Annotated in this window: 19 protein-coding genes; 12 read left to right on the top strand and 7 right to left on the bottom strand. The window is 69.7% G+C overall.

What is annotated here, in order from left to right:
• Positions 1-90 precede the first annotated feature (90 nt).
• On the bottom strand, positions 91-852 hold the full coding sequence (locus HZS55_RS12350) for a TrmB family transcriptional regulator (RefSeq protein WP_179907962.1): 762 nt from the start codon (positions 850-852) through the stop codon (positions 91-93).
• Entirely contained in the window at positions 845-4,366 is a 3,522-nt protein-coding gene (locus HZS55_RS12355; protein WP_179907963.1) for an MMPL family transporter, read from the bottom strand. The genes HZS55_RS12350 and HZS55_RS12355 overlap by 8 nt, the downstream gene beginning before the upstream one ends.
• A 473-nt stretch (positions 4,367-4,839) precedes the next feature.
• Between HZS55_RS12355 and HZS55_RS12360 the strand changes: the two genes are divergently transcribed.
• A complete protein-coding gene (locus tag HZS55_RS12360) occupies positions 4,840-5,394 on the top strand; it encodes a TetR/AcrR family transcriptional regulator (protein ID WP_246308431.1) in 555 nt (184 codons plus the stop codon).
• Between the two features lie 51 nt (positions 5,395-5,445).
• On the opposite strand, the gene HZS55_RS12365 is transcribed toward HZS55_RS12360, so the two are convergent.
• Entirely contained in the window at positions 5,446-7,137 is a 1,692-nt protein-coding gene (locus tag HZS55_RS12365; protein WP_179907965.1) for a glycoside hydrolase family 13 protein, read from the bottom strand.
• A complete protein-coding gene (locus tag HZS55_RS12370; RefSeq protein ID WP_179907966.1) occupies positions 7,134-8,864 on the bottom strand; it encodes a glycoside hydrolase family 13 protein in 1,731 nt (576 codons plus the stop codon). Before HZS55_RS12370 ends, HZS55_RS12365 begins: the two co-directional genes overlap by 4 nt.
• Before the next feature lie 260 nt (positions 8,865-9,124).
• Between HZS55_RS12370 and HZS55_RS12375 the strand changes: the two genes are divergently transcribed.
• The 8 genes from HZS55_RS12375 to HZS55_RS12410 all read left to right on the top strand — a co-directional run bounded on the left by HZS55_RS12375 (position 9,125) and on the right by HZS55_RS12410 (position 17,984).
• Positions 9,125-11,044: an ABC transporter substrate-binding protein gene (locus HZS55_RS12375; RefSeq protein WP_179907967.1), complete on the top strand. Its 1,920-nt coding sequence runs from the start codon at positions 9,125-9,127 to the stop codon at positions 11,042-11,044.
• A gap of 74 nt (positions 11,045-11,118) precedes the next feature.
• The gene (locus HZS55_RS12380) at positions 11,119-12,132 is read left to right on the top strand and encodes an ABC transporter permease (RefSeq protein WP_179907968.1); all 1,014 of its coding nucleotides are present in this window, start codon (positions 11,119-11,121) and stop codon (positions 12,130-12,132) included.
• Entirely contained in the window at positions 12,119-13,471 is a 1,353-nt protein-coding gene (locus tag HZS55_RS12385; protein WP_246308250.1) for an ABC transporter permease, read from the top strand. Before HZS55_RS12380 ends, HZS55_RS12385 begins: the two co-directional genes overlap by 14 nt.
• A 1-nt stretch (position 13,472) precedes the next feature.
• Positions 13,473-15,770 (top strand): ABC transporter ATP-binding protein, encoded by a 2,298-nt coding sequence (locus tag HZS55_RS12390; protein WP_179907970.1) that lies wholly within the window; start codon positions 13,473-13,475, stop codon positions 15,768-15,770.
• A 121-nt stretch (positions 15,771-15,891) separates the two neighbouring features.
• Positions 15,892-16,089, top strand: a complete 198-nt coding sequence (locus tag HZS55_RS12395) for a hypothetical protein (RefSeq protein ID WP_179907971.1) — start codon at positions 15,892-15,894, stop codon at positions 16,087-16,089.
• Positions 16,090-16,171: 82 nt separating this feature from the next.
• Positions 16,172-17,230, top strand: coding sequence for a TrmB family transcriptional regulator (locus HZS55_RS12400; protein ID WP_179907972.1), 1,059 nt, complete (start codon positions 16,172-16,174; stop codon positions 17,228-17,230).
• A 110-nt stretch (positions 17,231-17,340) separates the two neighbouring features.
• Positions 17,341-17,613 carry a DUF2249 domain-containing protein gene (locus HZS55_RS12405; protein WP_179907973.1) on the top strand — a complete coding sequence of 91 codons (273 nt, stop codon included), beginning with the start codon at positions 17,341-17,343 and terminating at the stop codon, positions 17,611-17,613.
• A complete protein-coding gene (locus HZS55_RS12410; protein ID WP_179907974.1) occupies positions 17,610-17,984 on the top strand; it encodes a hypothetical protein in 375 nt (124 codons plus the stop codon). The genes HZS55_RS12405 and HZS55_RS12410 overlap by 4 nt, the downstream gene beginning before the upstream one ends.
• Before the next feature lie 41 nt (positions 17,985-18,025).
• Here HZS55_RS12410 and HZS55_RS12415 read toward each other — a convergent pair whose 3' ends face one another.
• Positions 18,026-18,319: a cupin domain-containing protein gene (locus HZS55_RS12415; protein WP_179907975.1), complete on the bottom strand. Its 294-nt coding sequence runs from the start codon at positions 18,317-18,319 to the stop codon at positions 18,026-18,028.
• A complete protein-coding gene (locus HZS55_RS12420; RefSeq protein ID WP_179907976.1) occupies positions 18,316-18,549 on the bottom strand; it encodes a DUF2249 domain-containing protein in 234 nt (77 codons plus the stop codon). Before HZS55_RS12420 ends, HZS55_RS12415 begins: the two co-directional genes overlap by 4 nt.
• Before the next feature lie 152 nt (positions 18,550-18,701).
• On the opposite strand from HZS55_RS12420, the gene HZS55_RS12425 reads away from it, so the two are divergent.
• Together HZS55_RS12425 and HZS55_RS12430 are read left to right on the top strand one after the other, a co-directional pair.
• Positions 18,702-19,889: a hypothetical protein gene (locus HZS55_RS12425; RefSeq protein WP_179907977.1), complete on the top strand. Its 1,188-nt coding sequence runs from the start codon at positions 18,702-18,704 to the stop codon at positions 19,887-19,889.
• Positions 19,890-19,958: 69 nt separating this feature from the next.
• Positions 19,959-21,785, top strand: a complete 1,827-nt coding sequence (locus HZS55_RS12430; protein ID WP_179907978.1) for a cytochrome c oxidase subunit I — start codon at positions 19,959-19,961, stop codon at positions 21,783-21,785.
• Positions 21,786-21,902: 117 nt separating this feature from the next.
• On the opposite strand, the gene radB is transcribed toward HZS55_RS12430, so the two are convergent.
• Complete coding sequence (gene radB / locus HZS55_RS12435; protein WP_179907979.1) at positions 21,903-22,589, bottom strand: DNA repair and recombination protein RadB; 687 nt, start codon at positions 22,587-22,589, stop codon at positions 21,903-21,905.
• A gap of 137 nt (positions 22,590-22,726) precedes the next feature.
• On the opposite strand from radB, the gene HZS55_RS12440 reads away from it, so the two are divergent.
• Entirely contained in the window at positions 22,727-24,580 is a 1,854-nt protein-coding gene (locus HZS55_RS12440) for a DUF2264 domain-containing protein (protein WP_179907980.1), read from the top strand.
• Positions 24,581-24,630: the final 50 nt, after the last annotated feature.

Consider the following 24,630-nt stretch of genomic DNA (forward strand, 5'->3'; position numbering starts at 1 on the left):
GGGTCGTCCCGACGTGTCTGCCGTCGAGCCGCCGCCCGAACGAGATAAATCGTAGAGCGCTATATCGAAACCGGTCGGGCTCCGGGGCCGTCAGCCGGTCTGGTCGTCGATGAGACCGGCGAGGATCGTCGCGAAGCCGGTCCCTTCGCTCCAGAGCGCCGCTTCCGTCTCGACGTGGGGGAGTCCTGCCGTCGGCAGGACGCTCAGCGCAATCGTGTCGTCGTCGGCGACGAGGACTCGGCCGACGTCGATCGCGGGCGCCGACTCGTCGACGACCCGGGTGACGTCGAGGCCGGTCTCGGCGGCGGCTTCGAGCGTCGCCGCGTCGGCGCTGGCGACCGTCACGGAGACCCCGTCGGCGTCGGCCTCTTTCAGGGCCGTCGCGACGGGTCCCTCGACGAACCGGCGCTGGCCGGTGACGAACAGGACCCGGTCGTCGGCGCGGGAGACGAGGTCGGTTATCCGGGCGGTGATGTTCGTCCGGCCCTCGGTCGTCCAGATGGCCTCCTGGGTGTCGTCGCGGTGTTCGCACTCGCCGCGAACCGCTTCGAGGTGGTCGGCGGCGTCGTCGGCGGTCGAGCGCAGTCGCTCGTACAGCAGGTCGCGCGCGGCGTCGACCGAGACCGGCCGGTAGCGTCGGGGCGAGCCCTGCTGGGTGTCGACGAGACCGATCGCCTCGAGTTCGTCCGTGGCGCCGTAGACCTGCGAGCGCGGGACTTCGGTCACGTCGGCGACCTCGCTCGCGGTCGCGACCCCCAGCTTCTGGAGGCCGACGAACGTCCGCGCGGCGTACGTCGAGAGGCCCAGCTCGCCGAGTGCGGCGGCGGCCGCCTCGTCGTCGACGTCAGTCATCCGCCGGGCGTTCGACCGTCACCTCGCCGTCCCTGAGCCAGGCGCGGTTGACCCGTTCGAGCTGCGACCGGGAGAGGGCCCCGGCTTCGAACCGGTCGTAGGCGGCGCGCAGGTCGCTCTGCGAGACCGACCCCGACGCGGTGATGCGCTCGAACACGTTGGTGACGACTTCGACGGCCGCGTCGCCCTCGACCGGGGAGGACTCGCCCGCCAGCAGCGCCTCGCCCTCGAGCCCGAGGCGTTCGCCGTCGCGGGCGTCCGCCGGAACGGCGACCTCGTAGGTGATCGCGGGTTCGCCGCCGTCCCACGCGACGTAGACGGATCCGCCGTTGACGCTCACGTCGACTGGGTCGGGCGACCGCTCGACGACGGTCGCGTCACCGCCGGTCTCCTCCCGGAGGACGACGCGGTCGTCGACGCCGCGCAACCGGACCGTTGCGGTCACGGTCTCACCGGGACCGGCGACCGTCCGACTGAGTTCGCGGGTGGCTACGGGGGCGTCGGTCACCGACGCGGTGGGCGCCGTCGCGCCGTCGGACGGGTCGTCCCCGTCGGACAGCCCGATACCGTCCGGTTCGACGAACCGGGTCCAGACGACCAGCAGGCTCGGGAGGACGAGCACGCTCGCAAGGAACGCGTAGACGATCGTGAGACCGGTGATCGTCCCGAACTGCTGGAGCGGCGGGAGGATGGCGAACACGAGCGTCCCGAACCCGCCGACGGTCGTCGCCGCCGACCCCAGCAGCGCGCCGCCGGTGCCGGTGACGGCGCGGTCCATCGCGGTCCACACGTCCCGCGTGCGGGTGAGTTCCTGGTTGTAGCGCTCGGAGAGGTGGATGCTGTAGGCGACGCCCAGCCCGACCGTCAGGCTCGTGATCATCCCCGTCAGGACGTTGAACGGGATGTCGAGCAGGTACATCGTCCCGAGGATCCACATCACGCTGAACGCGACCGGCAACAGCGTGACGACGCCCAGCGTCGCGCTCCCCTCCGTGATCCGGTAGGTGATCATCAGGAAGACGAACGTCGCCACGAGCGTGATGACCAGGCTCTGGACGACGGTGTTGAGCAGTTCGTCCTGGACGATTTTGTTGAGGATCGCGCTCCCGGTGGCGGTCGCTTCCAGACCGGACCCGTCGACCTGCGCCGCCACGTCGCGCATCTGGGTCGTGATCGCGTCGCCGTCGGCGCCGCCCTCGATGGCGACGACCAGGCGCGCGGCCTCGTACCGTCCGTCGGTCTGAGAGAGGACGCCGGCCGCCTCGTCCGGGGCGGTCTCGTAGAGCGCGTCGTAGACGGCCGCCACGTCCCGGTCGGGGACGCCGTCACCGTCGGTGTCGGCCGCGGCCAGGGTCGCGTTGAACGACTCGTTGCTCGCGGCGACCGACCGCATCACCGTCAGCGGGCTCGTGATCCTCGCGTCGCCGTTGGAGAGGGTCTGGGTCACCCCCTTCTCGGCGGCCAGCGCCTGCGCGTCGGCGAGCGCGTCGAGCGTCTCAGCCCGCGCTATCTCGCCTTCCACGAGCACCTGTGCCTGGGAGTCCTGCCGGACGAAGTTGTCGTTGACGTACTGGAGGTTCTGCTTCGCGGAGTAGTCGCTGGGCGCGAACGGCTCGGGGAGCTCGTCCATCCAGCCGGGCGGGTCCTCCGCGAGGAAGTCCTCCTGGCTGAACGCGGTGTCGACCTGCGTCGCGCCGTATGCACCGCCGGCGCTGACCAGCACGGCCAGGAGGATGACGAGATACGGGGCCTTCCGGGCGCCGGTCGCGCCGACCGACAGCACGGAGGAGAACGCGCCGCCGCCGGTCCCGAAGGCGCGTTTGGTCCGGTCGATCCCGCGGGATTCCAGCAGCTCGTCGAGTTCGACCTTGATCGCCGGGATCAGAAGGCCGAAGACGGCCAGCGCCGCGACGATGCCGACGGAGCTGACGACGCCGAAGTCGCGGATCGGCGGGACCGGGCTCGTCAGGTTCGAGAGGAAGCCGATGACTGTGGTCGCGGTGACGTACACCAGCGCGATCCCGACCCCGGTCAGGGCCGTCCGCATCGACCCGCGGGGGGCGAGCGCGTCGTCGTCACCGTCACCGTTCGTGCGCTCCTCCCTGTGGCGCATGAAGATGTGGATCGCGTAGTCGATAGAGAGCCCGATCAGCAGGACCGGTACGGCGATGAATATCTGGTTGAACGCGATGTCCGCCCACCCCATGAAGCCGAACGTCCACAGGAGGACGGCGCCGATCCCGACCAGCCCGAGGACGATGTCGAGCAGGTCGCGGTAGGCGACCGCGAGGGCGACGAGGACGAACAGCAGCGCCAGCGGCCCGACGATGAGCAGGCTGTCGGTCATCGAGTTGGTTATCTCCTCGGCGATGACGCCCGAACCGAAGACGAGATACGAGCTGCCGCCCGCGTCGCCGGCGAGCGCCTGCATCGCGAGTTGCGCGTCGGTCACGGCGTCGGAGGCCGACCCGGTGTTGACCGCCGACCCGTGGCTGGACTGCGTGACGATCAGCATCGTGGCCTCGGCTGTCGTCGACCCCGGCTCGTAGTCGGTCGGCATGAGCGCGAAGACGCCGGCACCGCTACCGCCGCCACCGCCGCTGCTACCGGCGCCGAGCACCGTGGCGACGATCGCGTCGACCTCCGAGGCGTTCATCGACTCCAGCTGCGCGCGCTGCTCCGCCAGCGTCGCGTTGCTGGCGTTCGCCAGCTCCGCGCGCTCGGTCGACAGCTCCTCGGCGAGCGCCTCCAGACGCTCGCCCTGGGACTGGAGCCGTTCGGAGCGCTCCTGGAGCGCCTGGTACTCCGCGGCGAGGACGCCCTCGGTCCCGAGTCGGTAGGCCTCCTCGGCGGCCGACTCCGAGGTCGCGTCGCGGAGCCGCTGGGCGGCCGTCCGGAACGTCGCGGCGTCGGACTCGTTCAGGTCGACGGACGTGTTCGCGCGCACGTCGGCGAACGCCGCCGAGACACTCGCGTTCGGGTTCTGTCGGAGGACCGTCAGCTGTCGTTCGAGCGACCCCGCCGTCGCCGAGAGCGTCCGGTTGCGCGCTTCGATCGCGCGGCGCTCCTCGGTGACGGTCCGGTTGAGCGCCCGTAGCTCGGCGGCGACGGACTGCACGTCGCGACCCGCCTCCTGCTGGATGGCCGCCGTCGCGAGTGCGTTCGCGATGCTCGCCGTCGACGAACCCTCCGCGAGGGTCCCGTTGACCGTCTCGTTGGCGCGCAGGGTTTGCTGATACTCGATCAGGCCCACGAGCGACTCGCGGTCGAGGACGTTGTCGTCCCGAACGATGACCTGCGCCGTGGTCGTGTTCTCCGACCCGGTCGAGAAGTTCTCACCGATGTAATCGAGCGTCTCGGCCTCCGGCGAGTCCGTCTGGAACTGGTCGAGCGACGAGCTCTGCTCGACCATCGACGCCCCGGTCCCCACGACGAGCGTGAGCACGAGCATGACGACGATGACCGCCCGGCTGTGGTCGATCAACCCGTCGACGGCGCGTTCGATCCCTCTCATCCGTTCGATTCCTCGGTCGAGTTCGGTCGATCGCTGTCCATTCGGTGTCTGTACTTCGATACTGACAAGGTCGACATAAGCCTTCTGAAGTCTACCGAACGTTCGGTCAGTTCAGGTCATTCGGACGATGTTTCGGAACGCGTATGGCCTGAATCGCAACTTTAGACTAGATCGGGCGGCAGGAGTCTGAACGATCGGTATGTTGGCGTGAGGCGCGAGACTCGTACTGCGGTCGATGGAGCCATCCGACGGGTCACTGTCGGACGATCGGGCGACGATCTCGTCGACACCCCGCAGTCGTAGTTCGGTCCGTAGCCGATCGGGCCGAATCGCGGCGGTATCGGGCCGATACGTTTATAATTGACCGAACGTTCAGTCGGAACATGACGGACGGGTGCGACGGCGAGGTGACGGACGACGCGACGGACGACGCGAAGGCCGACGGAGGCTGGACCGACGCCGAAGAGGAGATCATGCTGGCGACGTATCGGGCGCTTCTCGAACACGGGTACGCCGGGCTGTCGATCTCCCGGATCGCCGACGAACTCGACAAGTCGAAGGCCTCGATCTACTACCACTACGACTCGAAGGACGACCTGCTCGGCGCGTTCCTGGCGTACGCGGCCGACCGGTTCCAGTCGTCGATACTGACCGAGAGCGGTGACGACCCCCGGGAGGACCTCGAACGCGTGATCGAGAAACTGCTCCCGCTCCGGCCCGACGAGGAGGAGCGCCAGATCCAGGCGGTCTTCCTCGGACTGCGCGGCCAGGCCGTGACCAACGCCACGTTCCGCGAGCAGTTCACCGAGCTCGACGAGCAGCTCGCCGCGACGATCCGGGAGGTCGTCGAACGGGGGATCGACGAGGGTGCGTTCCGCGACGTCGACGCCGACCGCGTCGCCGAGCACGTCCTCGCGACGATCAACGGCGCGATGTACGGCCGCGCCACGAGCGACCGCGAGACGGCCGTCGCCGCGGTTCGCGTCTCGCTGTCCTCGTATCTCGACGCCGAACTGCGCCGGTCCTGAGCGGCCGCGGCGACGGGGTCCGAAGGGCCCTCGGGGCCCCCATCGGTGCGGTCAGAGCTCGTAGACGACGGCCTCGAACGGGCGGACGGTCGCACCGACGGGGTCGGCCGGGGCGTCGTCGCAGTTGCTCACGATGATCTCGGCGCCGTCCGCGGTGAAGCCCTCGGGGTCGAAGGTCGCCGGCTCGTCGGACCAGTTGCAGACGACGAGTCGGCGCTCGCCGTCGAGCTGGCGGGTGAACGCGTAGAACTGGTCGTCGTCGGGGAGGAGGGGGTCGTAGTCGCCGTAGACGAAGACGGGGTCGTCGTCGCGCAACTCGATCAGCCGGCGGTAGTGGTGGAAGACCGACCCCTCGTCGGCGCGGGCGGCCGCGGCGTTGACCTCGGTGTAGTTGTCGTTGAGTGCCAGCCACGGGTCGCCGTCGGTGAAGCCGGCGCCGTCGTCGTCGCTCCAGTGCATCGGCGTGCGGGCGTGGTCGCGGCTGCGGTAGTTGACCGCCTCGCGCACGTCGTCGAACGAGTCGACGGTGCCGGCCGAGAGCATGTCCTCGACGAGCCCGACCGTCATCGCGTCGTCGATCTCCGACAGGCTCTCGAACTCGCTGTTGGTCATCCCGAGTTCCTGACCCTGGTAGAGGTAGGGCGTGCCCCGCATCGTCAGCAGGAAGGTGGCGATGCACGTCGCCGAGCGCCGACGGTACGAGTCGTCGCCGAACCGCGAGACGATCCGCGGATGGTCGTGGTTACCGAGGAAGAGCGCTTCCCAGGCCGGCTCGGCGACCGCCCGCTGGTTGCGGGTCATCAGCTCCTTGAACTCGGGGAGGCTCCACTCGCCCCAGTTGTCGTCGGTCCAGTCGTCGGCCTGGTCCACGTCGAGGTGGTCGAAGTGGAACACCATGTCCAGGCAGTCGCCCCGCCGGACGAACTCGCGGGCGTCGTCGGCGTCGGCGCCGCCCATCTCCCCGGCCGACATCGCCTCCTCCGGGACGACCGCACCGAGTTCGTCGAGGTACTCGCCCAGCCGCGGGCCGAAGGTGTAGTGCTCCGAGCCCAGCGGTCCGGGTTCCTCGGGGTCGCCGTCGGGGTACCCTTCCGTCTTCGAGAGGTGGCTGATGGCGTCCATGCGGAAGCCGTCGATACCCCGGTCGACCCACCAGGTGACGATCTCTTTGACCGCCTCGCGCACGTCGGGATTGCGCCAGTTCAGGTCGGGCTGGTTCTCGTTGAAGACGTGGAGGTACCACGCCTCGCGCTCGTCGTCGTAGGACCACGCCGAGCCGCCGAACAGCGACTGCCAGTTGTTCGGGGGGTCGTCGGGTTCGCCCTCGACCCAGTGGTAGTAGTCGGCGTACTCGCCCTCCCCGCGCCGGGAGCGCCGGAACCACTCGTGCTCGTTGGAGGTGTGGTTGACGACCAGGTCCATGATGAGCTTCATGTCCCGGTCGTGGAGCGCGTCGCGTAGCCGCTCCCAGTCGGCCATGTCGCCGAACTCCTCGTTGATGGCCCGGTAGTCGCGGATGTCGTAGCCGTTGTCGTGGTTCGGCGAGTCGTAGACGGGCGAGAGCCACACCACGTCGACGCCCAGCTCGTCGAGGTAGTCGACGCGCTCGGTGATACCGGGGATGTCGCCGATCCCGTCGCCGTCGCTGTCGTTGAAGCTCCGCGGGTAGACCTGATAGACGACGGCCTCTTTCCACCACTCGCGGTCGATACGACTGTCCTGTGTCTGTCGTGGCTGTGTCATCGTTCGGTGTCGAGAGCCTGCTGTTCGGGGGCGGGCGTCAGGTAGACCCGCGCCTCCCACGGGCCGAGGTCGAGGGTCCGGCCGGGGACCGCGGGAGCGTCGTCGTTGGCGAGCGCCAGTTCGAGGCCGTCGACGGTCACGTCGGCGGGCACCTCGAAGGTCGTCGGCTCGTCGTCGACGTTCAGGACGACCAGCGCGCGCTCGGTGGGTTCGTCGTCTGCACCCGCGAGCGAGCGGGTGTAGGCGAACAGGGAGGGGTGGTCGGGCGCGAGCAGCTCGAAGTCGCCGTAGACGAGCAGGTCGCGCTCGCGGAGGGCGACCAGGTCGCGGTAGTAGTGAAAGACCGAGTCGGGGTCGGCGCGGGCGCGGGAGACGTTGACCTCGGCGTAGTTGGGGTTGGCGTCGATCCACGGGTCGCCGTCGGTGAAGCCGGCGGCCTCGCCGTCGTCCCACTGCATCGGGGTGCGGGCGTTGTCGCGGCTCATCGCCTCGACGGCCTCGCGCACGTCTTCGTAGCTGTCGGCGTGGCCGTCCTCGTCGTCGACGGCCGACTCGACGTAGTTACGGACTTCCACGTCCCGCAGGGCCTCGCGGCTCCCGAACTCGCTGTTGGTCATCCCGATCTCCTCGCCTTGGTAGACGAACGGCGTGCCGCCCAGCGTGTGCGTGAGCGTCCCGAGGAGTTTGGCGGACTTGCGGCGGTACTCGTCGTCGTCGCCGAACCGCGAGACCATCCGTGGCTGGTCGTGGTTGTTGAGGTACAGCGAGTTCCAGCCGTCGTCGGCCAGCCCCTCCTGCCACTTGGCGAGGATCTCCTTGAACTCGACCAGGTCGGGCTCGTCGGCGTCGAACTTGTGCTCGCCGTGGTCGAAGGTGACGTGCTCGAACTGGAACAGCATCGAGAGCCCGTCGCCGTCTTCGCCGACGTACTCGCGGGCGTCGTCGACGGAGACGCCGGGGGTCTCGCCGACGGCCAGGACCTCCTCGTCGTCGAGGACCTCCTCGACCATCTCGCCGACGTACTCGTGGACGCGCGGGCCGTTCATGAAGTGCTCCGCGCCGCCCGAATCGCCGCCGTCGGGGTACCCTTCGGCCTTCGAGACGAGGTTGATAACGTCCATCCGGAAGCCGTCGATGCCCTTTCCGAGCCACCACTCCATCATGTCGTAGACCGCCTCGCGCACGTCCGGATCGGCCCAGTTCAGGTCGGGCTGTTTCTCGTCGAACAGATGGAGGTACCACGCCTCGCGCTCGTCGTCGTAGGTCCACGCGGGGCCGCCGAACACCGACTCCCAGTCGTTGGGCGGTTCGTCGGGTTCGCCCTCGACCCAGTGGTAGTAGTCGGCGTACCCGCCCTCTTCACGCCGGGAGCGCCGGAACCACTCGTGTTCGTCGGAGGTGTGGTTGACGACGAGATCCATGATCAGACGAATCCCTCGTTCGTGGAGTTCGTCGCGCAACCGCTCCCAGTCGCTCATGTCGCCGTAGGCGTCGTCGATCGCCCGGTAGTCGGCGATGTCGTAGCCGTTGTCGGCCTGGGGCGACTCGTAGACGGGGTTGAGCCAGACGGCGTCGACGCCCAGCTCGTCGAGGTAGTCGACGCGGCCGACCAGCCCCGACAGGTCGCCGACGCCGTCGCCGTCGCTGTCGTCGAAACTCTTCGGGTAGACCTGGTAGACGACCGCCTCCTTCCACCAGGCGCGCTCGTCGTCGGTGACGCCGCTCATCGCCGGTCACCGCCCGCCTCCGGCCTCGTCGACGCGACCGACGACCGGGAGTAGCCGATGGTCTCGTCCCGCTCGGGACCGGCGATTCGCGCGTCGCTTGGGGTGGCTCGCTCGCGTTTCATAGGTGGTGTCCGGAAGTCCGCGGCGGACTTCGCTCGTCAAATACTGACTGGAACGACCCACTTAATTCTGGCGAGGATGTTGAAGAACGGATTCAACCAAAGTTTTATTGGGTAGTCTGTCATGGTCTTGAACGAGCGATGTCTGACAACCAGAACCACGGGTCGAACGGGACGCCCATGTCGCGCCGCCGGGTGATGCAGCTGCTCGGTGCGACGGGCGTCGCCGGCGGCCTCGCGGGCTGCGGTGGACAGTCGGCAGTGGAAACGGATACACAGGGCGACGGTGGCTCCGACGGGAGCGACGGCTCGGACGGCGGCGACGGCGGCTCCGACACTCCCGAGTCGACCGCCACGCCGGAAGGGTTCGAGAGCACGTCGATGGCGTCGATCCAGGAGCTCGCCTACGTCACCAACCAGACGCTGCCGGTGTTGCCGATCATGGAGAAGCTGGCACAGTCGTTCCAGGCGACCGACGACTGGTCGGTTCCGTCGGCCGACAGCGAGAAGATGCAGGTGTACTGGCCGACCAGTTGGCTCCCGCGGACCGGCGACTGGACGCTGAAGGAGGGCGCCGACGACGAGCGACTGACCCTCGCCCAGTGGGCCGTCCCCGCCGACTCGCAGTACAACGTCTGGAACGGCACGAACGACGGGGAGGCCCGGCGGATGATCTTCGACCGGTTCATGCGGTACAACGTGGCCACCCGCGAGTACCACCCCTACGTGATCAGCGACTGGTCGGTCGAGGAGTCGACGCTGACGCTGTCGGTCCGCGAGGGCCAGACGTGGCACGACGGCGAGCCCGTCACCGGGACGGACGTGGCCAACCACATCAAACTCGACCTGTACAACAGCGCTGGCGGCGGCGGGATCGGCCCGTACGTCCTGCCGGAGGGCGACATGAACGCGGTGCCCGACCGCGTGCAGGCGACCGGCGAGAAGACCGTCGAGATAACGCTCGAACAACCGGTCAACGAGGACATCCTCCTCTCGTTGCTGGCGCCGACGCGGCTGCGCGCGTACGACGAGGTGTACGGCGAGTACGTGACGGCGCTCGACGAGGCCGAGAGCGAGGAGGAGCGCTCGACCGCGCTGGGCGAGCTGACGGAGTTCACCGACGCCGAGCCGGTCGGCAACGGTCCCTTCCAGTGGGAGGACGCCGACAGCCAGCGGACGCTCGTCACGAAGTACGAGGACCACCCCGACGCGGACAACATCAACTTCTCCGAGGCGGAGTACCTGTACAAACCGCAGAACTCCGGCCGGTGGAGCTCGCTCATCAACGGCGAGACCGACGGGTCGGCGACGCTGTTCATGCCCCAGAACCAGACCCGGCGGCTCCCCGACCACATGCAGACCGCGCTGGTCTCCCGCCACTGGGGGATGGGGATCGTCTTCAACCACGACCGCGAGCCGGTGGACGACGTGCGCGTCCGGAAGGCGATCGCTAACGTCATCAACCGCGAGGCCGCCGCGGGCAACTCCGCGGCCGGCACGGGGTCGAAGGTCGCCGTCACCTACCCGAGCGGCCTGACCGGCGAGTTCAACGACCAGATCGAGGGTCACTGGCTCGACGGCGTCGCCGACGAGTTCGACACGTACGGCCGCGCCGAGCGCCGCACCGAGGAGGCCGCGGAACTGCTCCGCGACGCCGGCTACGAGAAACAGAACGGCACCTGGCAGAAGGACGGCGAGCCCCTCGAACTCCCGATCAAGGGGCCCGCGGGCTTCTCCGACTGGGTGTCGGGCGTCCAGACCATCGTCTCGCACCTCCAGGACTTCGGCATCGAGTCCGAGCCGATCATGCAGGACTCGGCGACCTACTGGGGCGGCGACTACGTGGAGGGCGACTTCAAGCTCGCGCTCCAGGGGTGGGCGTCGTACGACCACACCCACCCGTACTTCCACTTCGACTGGATCTACCGGAGCGGGGACGCCACGGACTACTGGAACGTCCCGACGGAGTACGAGGCACCGATCCTGCACGAGGAGCTGCGCGACTCGGAGACCATCGCCCCGGACGGCTACATCTCCGACCTGGCGACGCCGCAGGAATGACCCCCGCTCGACCGACGGCCACACCGGTCACGCAGCGGTGGAGCTAACGGGCGGCACCGCACACGCTTTCACACATGAAATACTTCGTCAAACGCCTCGGACAGTCGGTGTTCACCGTCTTCGCGGTGGTGTCGTTCAGCTTCGCCCTCATCAGACTCCTGCCGGGAGGACCGATGGACTACCTCCGGGCGCAGATCATGGAGCAGGGGGGCAGTAGCCTCTCGCCCGAGGCCATCAACAGGCGCATCGAGGCCCAGTCGGGGATCAACCCGGACGAGCCCGTTTACCTCCAGTACGTCGACTACATGGTCGGTCTCGCGCAGGGCGAGTTCGGCCAGTCGGTCTGGTACGGCGACCCCGTCGCGAGCATCATCGGCCCGGCGATCCCGTGGACGGTCTTTCTGACCGCCTCGGCGCTGTTCATCGCCTTCACGGTCGGCGTCTCGCTGGGCGCGGTCATGGCCTACAAGGAGGGGTCGCGGTTCGACGTCGGGGCCACCGGCGTCGGCCTCGTGCTCAACTCGACGCCGGGCTACGTCGTCGCGCTGTTGCTCGTCGCGTACATGGGGTATCGCTACCAGATCTTCCCGACCGGCGGGCGCTACAACTCCGCGCTGGACCCCGCGCTCACCAACCCCGAGTTCCTGCTGAGCGTCCTCTATCACGGGGCGATGCCGATCGCCTCGATGGCCGTCGTCGGCTTCGGCGGCTGGGCGCTGTCGATGCGGGGCAACGCCATCCGCGTCCTCGGCGAGGACTACCTCCGCGTGGCGCGGCTGCGCGGGCTCTCGACCCGGCGGATCGCCCTGCGGTACGTCGCGCGCAACGCCATCCTGCCGATGTACACCGGCCTGATGATCGCCATCGGGACCGTCTTCGGCGGCGCGGTCATCATCGAGAACATCTTCGCGTACCCGGGCGTGGGGTTCTACCTCATCCAGGCCATCAGCGCCCGCGACTACCCGCTGATGATGGGCGGGTTCATCCTCATCACCGTCGCGATGGTCATCGGCATCACGATCGCCGACCTGACCTACGGCTGGCTCGACCCGCGCGCCCGAGGAGGTGCCTCTCGTGAGTCCTACTGATAGCGAGCCGCGAAGCGGCTCGGAGACGCGAGCGGAGAGCGGAGCGAGCCGCGAGCGGGGCGACGACCCGCGGTCGGACGATTCCGACGCCGACCCCGCCTTCGACGCGATCGCGGGCAACGACGACGCCATCGATCCGGAGACGGTCACCGGGACCGACGACGACCCCGGGCCGTCGCGGCCGGCCATCTCCGGGCACGCCTGGAAGGGCCGGCTCCCTGCTACCGGCGACCCGGACGATTCGTCGGCCGAACTCCGCGCCGACGGCGGTGAGGCCGGCGGCGCCGGTCGCCCCTCCGCCGGTCGGGGACCCGGCGGCGTCTCCGAGTTCGAGCAGATGGCGGACGTGACGCTCAGCGAGAGCGAGCGCCGCCGGCAGTGGTTCGACGAGAAGATACTCGCGCCGGCCCGGATCGTCTGGGACGACTGGCGGGCCCGCTTCGGCGTCGTCGTCGTCACGCTGTACCTGTTCATGGGAATCGTCGGGCCGCACATCGTCGCCGAGCCCTCGCCCAACCAGGGCGGGCGACTGATCGGGGCGTTCCGGACGCTGGAGCATCCCTTCGGGACGACCGACATGGGTATCGACATCCTCTCGCAAACCGTCTACGCGACGCCCGCGATGCTGTTGATGATCACCGCTGGCGCGGTGTTCACGGTCGTCCTCGGGACGGCTATCGGCACGCTCGCCGGCTACAAGGGCGGGCGCGTCGACAGCGTCCTGATGACGATCACCGACGTGATGATGACCATCCCGGGCCTGCCGCTGACGATCGTCCTCGCGGCGGTGCTGCAGATCGAGGGCCACCCGATCGTCATCGGCGTCCTCATCACTATCAACGCCTGGGCGGGGCTCGCACGCGCGATCCGCTCGCAGGTGCTGACGCTGCGGGACGCCGAGTACGTCGAGGCCTCGCGGATCATGGGCATCGGGACGCCGAAGATCATCGGCAGCGACATCGTCCCGAACCTGATGCCGTACATCTCGATGAACTTCGTCCGGCAGGCCCGCGCGGTCATCTTCGGGGCGGTCGGGCTGTACTTCCTCGGCGTCCTGCCGTACAACAGCAACAACTGGGGCGTCATGATGAACGCGGCCGTCAACCGCGCGGGAGCGACATCCTCGGCGGCGGCGTTCCACTGGCTGCTCGTGCCGATGGTGACGATCATCGTCCTCGCGCTCGGCTTGACCCTGCTCGCGCAGGGGGCCGACCGCGTGTTCAACCCGCGAGTGCGGGCTCGCCACGCCAAGACCGTCGAAGACGGCGGCGAGGAGGACGACGACGGCGACGCCGGCGGCCCCGGCGGCGCCACCAGCGCGGCCACGGGAGGTATCTGATATGGCCAGCACACGCGACGACACGACCGGTACCGACACCGACGGCCCCTCGCGGGGCCGCGACGAGACCGCCGCGGCGACCGACGACCCCATCGTCGAGGTGCGCAACGTCAGCGTCACCTACGACCTGCAGGCCCGCGACGCGATGGTGTTAGACGACGTGAGCCTCGACCTGCGCCGCGGGGAGATCCTCGGCTGCGTCGGCGAGTCGGGGTCGGGCAAGTCCATGCTCGCCAACGCGATGATGGACGCCGTCGAGGAGCCGGGGATCACCACCGGCGACGTGCGCTACTACCCCTCGGCGAACGCCGACCCGGTCCACGTCCTCGACCTGGAGGGCGACGACCTCAAGCAGTTCCGCTGGGAGGAGATCTCGATGGTCTTCCAGGGCGCCCTCTCCTCGTTCAACCCCACGATGACCATCGGCGGGCACTTCGAGGAGACGCTGAAGGCCCACGACTACGACGTCGACGAGGGCATGGAGCGGGCCCATCAGCTGCTGTCGGACCTGTATCTCGACCCCGAGCGGGTCCTGAACGCCTACGCTCACGAGCTGTCGGGCGGGATGAGCCAGCGGGCGCTGATCGCCCTGTCGCTCATCCTCGAACCGGACGTGCTGCTGATGGACGAGCCGACCGCGGCGCTCGACCTGCTGATGCAGCGGTCGATCCTCTCGCTGCTCGACGACATCAAGGACAAATACGAGCTGTCGATCCTCTTCATCACGCACGACCTGCCGCTGGTCGCGGGGCTGGCCGACCGGCTGGCCATCCTCTACGCGTTCGAACTCGCGGAGGTCGGCCCGAGCGAGCGGATCGTCCGCGATTCGAGCCACCCCTACACCAGGGCGCTGCTGAAGGCGGTGCCGAACCTCGACGCGCCGCTGGACACGATGCAACCCATCGAGGGGACGGCGCCGAACCCCGCGCACGTTCCGAACGGCTGTCACTACGCGCCGCGCTGTCCGCTGGCCGACCAGCGCTGTCACGAGGAGAAACCCGAGTGGTACGACGCCGGCCCGGACCAGCGCTCGGCCTGCTTCCACCACGAGCGGGCCGAGGAGGCCGTCCCGTTCGACGCCGAGGAGATCGCGGGCGCGATCGACGAGACGGCCGAGGAGGCCGCGACCGAGGCCGACGCCGAAGGGTTCGGCTCGGAGACCGCGACCGGCGCCGGCGACGCGCTCGCCGCGCCCGACGAGGAGACGGTCGTCTCGCTGGACGACGTGTCGATCCACTTCGAGGAGGAGCAGGGGCTGCTCGACTCGCTGACCGGCGAGCCCGAGACGGTCCACGCCGTCGACGACGTGAGCATCGACATCCCGGAGAACGACGTGCTGGCGCTGGTCGGCGAGTCGGGCTGCGGGAAGACGACGCTGGGCAAGGCGATCATCGGCGTCCAGCGGCCCACCGAGGGCACCGTCGCCTACCGCGGCCAGGACGTCTGGGACGCCAAGGACCGCGTCGGCGACCCGGATATCGAGTTCGGCGACATCCGCCAGGCGCTGCAGATCATCCACCAGGACCCCGGCGCGTCGCTCAACCCCAACCAGAAGGTCGTCACCTCGCTGGAGGCGCCGCTGAAGCGCTGGGACCCGGATCTGTCGACGGAAGACCGGCGGGCGCGCATCTACGCGCTGCTCGACCGGGTCGGGATGCAGCCGCCGGAGGACTACGCCAACCGCTTCCCCCACCAGCTCTCCGGCGGAGAGCAACAGCGGGTGGCGCTCGTGCGGGCGCTGCTGATGAACCCGGACGTGATCCTCGCCGACGAGGCCGTCTCGGCGCTTGACGTGTCCCTGCGCGTGGAGACGATGGACCTGCTGCTGGAGTTGCAGGAGCAGTTCAACACCTCCTTCGTGTTCATCTCGCACACGCTGTCGAACGCCCGCTACCTCGCGGAGAAGGCCGACGGCCGCATCGGGATCATGTACCTCGGCGAACTCGTCGAGGTCGGCCCGCCCGACGAGGTGCTGAACGACCCCCAGCACCCCTACACGAAGGTGCTGCGCTGGGCGACGGCGAACCTGGACCCGAGCGACCAGGAGATGACCGACCCGCCGGTCCGGTCGATCGACATCCCGGACCCGGTCGACCCGCCGACGGGCTGTCGGTTCCACACCCGCTGTCCCGAGGCCCGCGAGGCCTGCGTGAGCGAGGCGCCGGAACTGGGCGAGACCGAGTCGACGCCCGGCACCCGGGCCGTCGCGTGCCACCGGGCGGACTCGAACCACGAGTACTGGTCGAGTCAGCCGCTCGAGGGCGTCGACACGGCGGAGTCGCCGAGCGCCGGGGACTGACGATGACGGTCCCGCCCGCTCGACGCCGGTTCACACCGACGTGCGGCAGTCCGGTCGGTCGACGCCGCGGCGGGACCATGAAGTTCCCCCCCGTCGATCACCGTGTACGGAGGACGAGGGTGTGACGACAGTCTGGCGCGCGTTCCTGACCGCGAGCGCCGTGTTGCTGGGATTTCTGATCCTGGCGATCCCGTTCGTCGAGCGGGGGACCGCGACGTTCGCGGTCACGGTCGTGAGCTTCGCGATGCTGGCGATCATCTTCGTCGCGTCGGCGGCGTTCATCCGCGCCGATTGGGACCCCTTCGAGGAGCTGTGGTGAGCGACCGAGGCGCGACGGGACCGGGCCGAGCGAACATGCAAGAGGAACTACCATACGTGATAGCGTTCAACGGACCGATATCATGACCGACGAGCAGATAGACGACGGGACGCTCAGGGACGAGCTGAACGTGTTCGGCTTCTCGGACACGGAGATCGACACCTACCTGGCGATCCTCGAACAGGGCGAGACGACCGTCCGGACGGTCGCGGAAGCGGCCGACGTGACCCAGCGCGCAGTCTACAACATCGCCGAGCGCCTGGAAGACCGGGACCTCGTCCGGGTCAACGACCACGCCTCGCCGACGACCATCCGTGCGCTGGCGCCCGAGGAGGCCATCGACGCGCTGTCGAATCGGCTGGAGTCGATCACGCCGACGCTGGAGCGCCGGTTCAACGAGACCGAACCGAAGACGCCGGAGATCCAGATCATCAAGGCTCGTGAGACGGCGCTCAAGCGACTCCGAAAGGGCATCACCGAGGCCGAAAACGAAGCGCTCGTGGCGGTTCCCGGCCACTCTTACGAGGACATCGAGCCGGAGCTGCGGGACGCCGTCGACCGCGGCGTGCTCGTCTTCCTGCTGATCGGCGGGATGGCGGACCTGGAAGTCGACGAGTCCCGGCTGGAGGAGACGGCCGCGGTCGTCCGGTCGTGGTCCGAGCGGCTGCCGTTCATGTACGCCGCCGACGACGAGGCGGCGATGATCGGCCACTCGGGCATCCTCTCGGGCACCCACGTCGACGAGGAGGCCGTCGCCGTGACGGAGGACAACCTGGCCGGCTCGATCGTCGGCCTGTACTTCGGCGCGTACTGGCCGACGGCGTCGGAGATGCACGTCCGCGAGCCGGGGGAGCTCCCGCGGACCTTCGACTGGTTCCGAAACTCGGTGCTGGAGGCCGTCCTCCACCGCCGCGAGGGCACGGACCTGGAGGCCGTCGTCCGGACCGACGAGGGCCCCGAGGTCACCGGCCGGGTCAGCCAGGTCCGCCAGGCGTTCGTCGAGCCGTCGACCAACGACTACACGCTGGAGACCAGCCTCTACCTGGAGACCGACGGCGGCGAGGTCAGTATCGGCGGCCCCGGGTCGTTCATCGAGGAGTACGAGGGCGACGTCGTGACGCTGCGCCCGATCGAGGAGTAGTCGGCGTCGCGTCTCTGCCTCGTTTCCCCGCCGCCCGCACCGATCTCCGACTCCCCGTCCCGAACACGTTCGGCGCAACCCCTGGGAGCGTCGGCGTCGTAGCTTCGCCCATGTCCACCGGAGTGAACGCCGAGGCCGTCGTCGCCGAGACCGACGCCCCGTCGGAGGCCCCCAGGGAGACGCTGGACGTGCGCGAGCTGGGGCCGCCGAAACCGCTGGCGAACACGCTCGAACGGCTGGTCGAACTGGACGACGAGGCGGTACTCGTCCAGCTGAACGACCGCGCACCCCAGCATCTCTACCCCAAACTCGACGACCGCGGCTACGACTACGCGACCGTCGAGCGCGGCGATATCACCGTCACGACGATCTGGCGGCCATGACCGGCGTGTCGTCCGCGCCGACGGTCGACCACGGGGAACCGGGTCCGGACGACGACACCGCCGCAGAGGACCCCGACCGCGCCGCCGACGGTACCGCCGCCGAGGCGCCCGACCCGGAGACGGCGCTCACGTCGATCCGCGAGCGCGGCGCGGCGGTCCGCGACCGGGAGGTCGAGACGGCGCTCGCGAAACTCGACGCCCGCGGATCCCTCTCGGCGGCCGACCGCGAGGCCGTCGAGGTGCTGGCCGACCGGGTCGTCGCCCGCCTGCTGTCGGCGCCCGAGCGAAGCCTCCGGACGGCGGCCGACGGCGGCGACGGCGAACACGACCCCGAGACCGTCGAGACGGCGCTGGCGCTGTTCGGGGAGTAGCTTTCCTCGCGTCCGCGGGTGAGAAAACCGCCGACCGCTCCTCAGCCCTCGGCGAGGACGAGCAGCGCGACGCTGTCCTCGCGGGCCCGCGGCGAGATGTCCTGGTCGCCGGAGAACCGCGCGGCGTCGCCGGCGGACAGGTCGACCGTCTCGTCGCCGAGGGTCATCTCGATGGCGCCCTCGAGGACGTGGCAGACGATCTCTTTGTCGGGGTGCTGGTGGGGCGGGACGCGGTCGCCCTCGTCGAGGGCGAGTCGGACCGTCTTCGGCGCGCCCTCGAAGAGGACGCCCCGGCCGTCGCCCTCGCGGTCGGGGAGGTGGACGACCTCGCTCATGCCTTCGGGAGGTCGGCGACGAACTCGTCGGTGTCCCGCCGTTCGACCGCGTAGTTCTCGGCGTCGAAGTCCTCGACTTCGGCCTGGAACTCGTAGAACAGCGGCTTGGGTTCGTGGTCATTGACGATCCGTAGCGTCTCGCCGCTGGCCAGACCCTCGAAGGCCTCGTGGATCATCGGGTGGCGCTCCGGCGGCGGCACGTCGCGGATGTCGAGCGTGGTCGCTGGCATGCGTCCGGACCTTCGACGCCGCGGTCCCTGCCGATTTGGGCGAACATGTTCGGCCACGTGGTCGCCCGCACGGGCGGCCGACTGCGGGACGGTGCGGACAGCCGAGCGCGTTCGCCACCAGATTGAGGGGTCGAGCGGACGAGTTCGGGGGTATGTCGGCGACGCTCTCGCGGTGGTCGCGGGCGCTGGTGGCCAGCGGCGTCTGCTGGCTGGTCGCCTGGCAAGCGGCCGCCGTGACGGGACTCCCCCGACGCGCGACCGTGACTCTCGGCCTGTACGGCTTCGTCCTGAGCGTCGTCTTCGGGAAGGCCTACGCGCTGGTTCCCTCGTACTTCGACCGGTCGCTGGCGTGGCCGGCGGCGCCGGCGGTCCACCTGCCGCTGGCCGTCGCCGGGACCGCCGGACTGGCGCTCGCGCCGCTGGAGTCGGTGCCGGCCGCGGTCGGGGCCGTCGGTGCGACGGCCTGGACGGCCGGCGTCGCGGTCTTCCTCGCGACGCTGGGGTGGACGCTCCGGGACAACCCCACCGGCGCCGAGACGGGCACCGGCGACCACGCCGCCGACCGCAGACCCGTCGACCGCGCCGCCAACCTGTTCGTCCCGGTCGTCTTCGCCTACCTCGCCGTCGGGTCGTGGGCGACGCTGGCCGGTCGCGTCGCCGCCGTGCCCGCGCTCCTCGACGGCTACCCGCCGCGGGCGACGCACCTGCTGGCCGCCGGCGGCGCCGCACTGCTGCTGTTCGCCGTCGGTTTCCGCCTCCTGCCCCGGTTTCTGGTCGTCGACCTCCCGCCGTGGGTGCCGTGGGTCGTCCTCCCGCCGGGGGCGCTCGGTCCCGCCCTCCTGGCGACCGGGTTGCCCGCCGGCCCGGTCTTTCGAGCGGGGGCCGTCCTCGAAGCCGTCGCCGTGGTCGGGTTCGCCGCCGTCTACGCGCGCCTCTTCCGCGCCACCGACCGCGACCGCGTGGGGTTCGACGGACCGTTGCTCGGGGTCGGGTTCGGTGTCCTCGCCGTCGCGCTCGGGCTCTCGTTCGCGTTCGGGAGCGTCGACCCGGCGCTGGTCGCCGTCCACCACCGGCTGAACCTGCTCGGCTTCCTCGGGCTGTCGATCGTCGGCGTGACGTTCCAGTTCTACCCGCCGACGGTCGGGCGGTTCCCCGGCGCCGGCGACCGCCTCGCGCGCGTCGCGATGGGACTGATCGCCGGCGGGCTGGGCCTCGAACTCGCCGGGGCGGTCGTCCCGGTCGCGCTCGCACGGACGACGGGGCGCGCGCTCGCGCTGGCCGGTTCGCTCGCCTACGCCTCCCTCGTCCTCGGCGTGTTCGTCCAGCGGGCGCGGGGATAACCGTACGTAAACGGTCCGAACACGTTCCCGGGAACACCCAGGGGCCGAGGGGGCGAACACCCCCGGCACATGGCCGATATCGCGACACTGACGCTGTCGGGGCTGACGGCAGCGTTTCTGCTGGGCGTGTTCGTCTGGGTCGTTCGACTGGAGGACTGGCGCTCGTACACGCCGGTCGTCGGCGGCGGTGGCGCCGCCGGTGGCTACGGCGCGGGCGAGGAGCGCGCCCACAAACCGAGCGGGATCGTTCGCTGGTTGACGACGGTCGACCACAAGGACATCGGGCTGATGTACGGCGTCTTCGCCGTCCTCGCGTTCGCCTGGGGCGGGGTCGCCGTCATGCTGATGCGGCTGGAGCTGGTCACGCCGACCACGAACTTCGTCGACAGCACGCTCTACAACGGGCTGTTGACCAGCCACGGGATCACGATGCTATTCCTGTTCGGGACGCCGATGCTGGCGGCGTTCTCGAACTACTTCGTCCCCCTGCTGATCGGCGCCGACGACATGGCGTTCCCGCGGATCAACGCCATCGCCTTCTGGCTGCTCCCGCCCGGGGCCGTCCTCATCTGGTCGGGCTTTTTCCTGCCGAGCCTCGCGCCCGCCCAGACCGCGTGGACGATGTACACCCCGCTGTCGGTCGAGCAACCGAACCCCGCCGTGGACCTGATGCTGCTCGGGCTGCATCTGACGGGGGTCTCGGCGACGATGGGCGCGATCAACTTCGTCGCGACCATCGTCACCGAGCGCGGCGAGGCGGTCAACTGGGCGAACCTCGACATCTTCTCGTGGACGGTGCTCACCCAGTCCGGACAGATCATCTTCGCGTTCCCGCTGCTGGGGTCGGCGATCGTCATGCTGCTGCTCGACCGCAACCTCGGGACGACGTTCTACGCGCTGGGGGAGGGCGGCGGGCCGCTGCTGTGGCAACACCTGTTCTGGTTCTTCGGCCACCCCGAGGTGTACATCCTCGTCCTCCCGCCGATGGGGCTGGTCAGCTACATCCTGCCGAAGTTCACCGGTCGGAAACTGTTCGGGTTCAAGTTCGTCGTCTACTCCACGCTGGCGCTCGGGGTGCTCTCGTTCGGCGTCTGGGCCCACCACATGTTCGCGACCGGGATCGACCCGCGCCTGCGGGCGGGTTTCATGGCCGTGACCATCTCCATCGCGATCCCGAGCGCCGTCAAGACGTTCAACTGGATCGCGACGATGTGGAACGGGCGCCTGCGCCTGACCGCTCCGTTCCTCTTCTGCGTCGGGTTCATCGCGAACTTCATCGTCGGCGGCGTCACCGGAGTCTTCGAGGCCTCCATCCCCGTCGACCTCCTGTTGCACGACACCTACCACGTCGTCGCGCACTTCCACTACGTCATCATGGGCGGCATCGCCTTCGCCGTCTTCGCGGGGATCTACTACTGGTTCCCCATCTACACGGGGCGGATGTACCAGCAGACCCTGGCGAAGTGGCACTTCTGGCTGACGATGGTCGGCACGAACCTCACCTTCTTCCCGATGATCGTCCTCGGTTACGCCGGGATGCCCCGCCGATACGCCACTTACGACCTCTCGGTCGGCCCGGAACTGTTCTTCGCCGCCCTGCACCGCTCGGCGACGCTCGGGGCGCTCCTGCTGGCGTTCGGCCAGATAATCTTCGTCTGGAACCTCGTCCAGTCCTGGCTGGAAGGCCCCGAGGTCACCGACGGCGACCCCTGGGACCTCAAGGAGACCGACCAGCACGGCCGCGAGTGGGCCTGGTTCGAACGCCAGCGCGAGACCGCGCTCGCCATCGACGGCGGCGTCGCGAGTGACGCGAGCGACACCTCGTCGGAGCCCCGCTCCGACGGCGGGGAGGCGACGGACGGCGACGGGAGCGCCGCCGAGCGCGACGACGACTGACCGGCTCCGTCTCGCCCGTCTCGCTTCGAGCGGTGTGTTCGGGAGTCGGGGATCGACCGGAAACGAGAGTCGACTCCCACGCGAACCGGACGGAGAGGCGACGCTCCGGCGCGTCGACTACCGCGGTTCGCCGCTCACGAGCCCCTCGTCGGTGATCGTGAACTGCGCCTTCTCGCCGGCGGCCTTCGCGCGGTGTTTCTCCAGGGTGGCTCGGCGGTTGCCGCCCCGGAACCGGTCGACGCGGAGGATGGTCGCCGACCAGTGGTTGAGGGTGTGGCCGCCGAGCGCGCGGGCCTGCTCGGAGTCGATGTCGGTGTACACCTGGTTGGTGAAGGCGACGGCGATGTCGTGTTTGCGGGCCAGCGAGAGCAGGTGCGCCAGCTGCCGACCGACGGCGCGCAGCGCCTCGCCCTCCTCCTGTTCGGTGCGCTGGAGGCGGTAGAACCCGGTGGCGCTGTCGACGGCGATGAAGTCGACGACGTCGACGAACTCCTCGGTGTCGCGGACCGCCTCCTCCTGCTCCTCGAAGGTGTAGGCCTCGGTGACGACGAGCCGGGAGGCCACGTCGTCGGCGTCGCGCCCGCCGGCGCCGGCGAGTTGCTCCATCCGGTCGACCGAGAGGCCCTCGGTGTCGACGACGAGCGCCGAGTCGCCGACGGCGGCGAGCTCGACGGCCGCCGAGAGGACGATGTTCGTCTTGCCGGCGGCGGGCGGGCCGTAGACCTGCGTGACCGCGCCGCGCTCGAACCCGCCGCCCAGCAGGTCGTCGATGGCCTCGCAGCCGGTCGGGATGCGCTCGCTCACGACCGGAGGTTGGCCGCCACCCGACAAAAACGCTCGTACTCGGTCGCGCCGAAGGGTGCCCGGCGGCCCCAGCGGCGACGGGGCCGGCCGCGGTCGGTCCCGTGGCTTTATCCGGACACCCGGCGAGCACCCGCGATATGAACCCGTTCGCGGACAATCCGCTGCGGAGCCGCTCGGAGTTCGGGACCGCCGTCGTCGACCTGTACGAACCGCTGAAACCCCACTTCAGCCCCGGTCGAGCGCGGGTAGACCCGGACCCGCGCGGCGCCGCCCACTCCGAGACCGAGGCGGGGATGGAAGGGTTCGCCCGACCGCTGTGGGGGCTGGCGGCGCTGGAAGCGGGCGGCGGCCACTTCGACGACTGGGAACGCTACCGGAGCGGTCTCGTCAACGGGACCGACCCCGACCACCCGGAGTACTGGGGCCCCGCCGGCGACTACTCCCAGAAACACGTCGAACTCGCTCCGATCGGCGTCGCGCTCGCGCTCGCGGGCGACCGGCTGTGGGACCCGCTCGACGACGAGGCGCGGGCGAACGTGACTCGCTATCTCCAGCAGGTCGAGGAGGCGGCGCTGCACGACTGCAACTGGCTGTACTGGCGAGTTCTGGTCGCGCTCGGGCTCCGGGCGGTCGGCGCGGACCACGACTGGGACGGCGCCGAAGCGGCGATGGACCGCCTGGAGTCGTTCTACCTGGGCGACGGCTGGTACGCCGACGGTCCGGAGGGGCCGCGCGACCACTACGTCGCGTGGGAGATGCACGCCGACGGACTGATCTACGCGGAACTGGCCGGCGACGCCGACCCCGAGCGCGCCGACCGCCTGCGCGAGCGGGCCCGCGAGTTCGCGTCGGAATATCGCCACTGGTTCGCCGACGGCGGGCAGGGGCTCCCGTTCGGGCGCAGCCTCACCTACCGGTTCGCGCAGGCGTCGTTCTGGGGTGCGCTCGCGTTCGCCGGCGTCGAGGCACTCCCGTGGGGCCAGATCCGCGGCCTCTGGGCGCGAAACATCCGCTGGTGGGCCGACCAACCGATCTTCTCGGGTGACGGCGTGCTCTCGGTCGGCTACCGCTACCCGACGCTCAAGCCGAGCGAGCCGTACAACTCCCCGGGGTCGCCCTACTGGGCGACGAAGGCGTTCCTGCCGCTGGCGCTGCCCGAGGACCACCCCTTCTGGGCGGCCGAGGAGGAGCCGTTCGGCGAGGCGCCGGCCGAGACGGTCCAGCCGCGCGCGAACGCGGTGGTCTGTCGCGACCGCGGCGCGGGCCACCACTACGCGCTGACGGCCGGCCAGGACAGCCACTACGCCGAGAAGTACGGGAAGTTCGCCTACTCGACGGACTTCGGGTTCTCCGTGCGGAGCCGCGCCGCGGGGCCGGCCGGCGCCGGCGTCGACAGCGCGCTCGCGCTGACCGAGGACGGCCGCTCGTACCGCGTCCGCTCGGACATCTCCCGGACGGCGGTCGACGGTGACACACTCTACAGTCGGTCCCACCCCTGGGACGACGTGACCGTCGACACCTGGGTCGCACCGGCGACGCCGTGGCACGTCCGCGTCCACCGGATCGACACCGAGCGCCCCCTCGAAAGCGTCGAAGGTGGCTTCCCGATGGACCGCAGCGGCGAGGGAGCCGACGGTGCCGTCGAGCACGAGACCGACGAGGGGAGCGCGGTCGTCCGCTACCCCGGGGGCGCCAGCGGCGTCCGCGGGTTCGGGGACCAGCGGACCGGCGACGTGGTTCACCAGGACCCGAACACGAACCTCGTCGCCGCCCGGACGGTCGTTCCGACGCTGACGGCCGACCACGAACCGGGGACCCACTGGTTGGCGACGGCCGCCACCGCGGCGACCGCCGACGGCGACGCCGCGTGGGACCGCCCACCGGCACTCGAATCGGACGGGGAGAGCCCGGTGTTCACGGACGCGGACGGCGGCGCCGTCCTCCGGTGCGACGACGACGCGCCGGGACCGCTCGACGAGGTCCCGTTCTGAGACGCGGCGGATGCCCCGCGAGCCGCGGCAGATGAACCGTTCCGAGGTGC

The sequence above is a fragment of the Halosimplex rubrum genome (assembly GCF_013415885.1).
GTDB classification, from domain to species: domain Archaea; phylum Halobacteriota; class Halobacteria; order Halobacteriales; family Haloarculaceae; genus Halosimplex; species Halosimplex rubrum.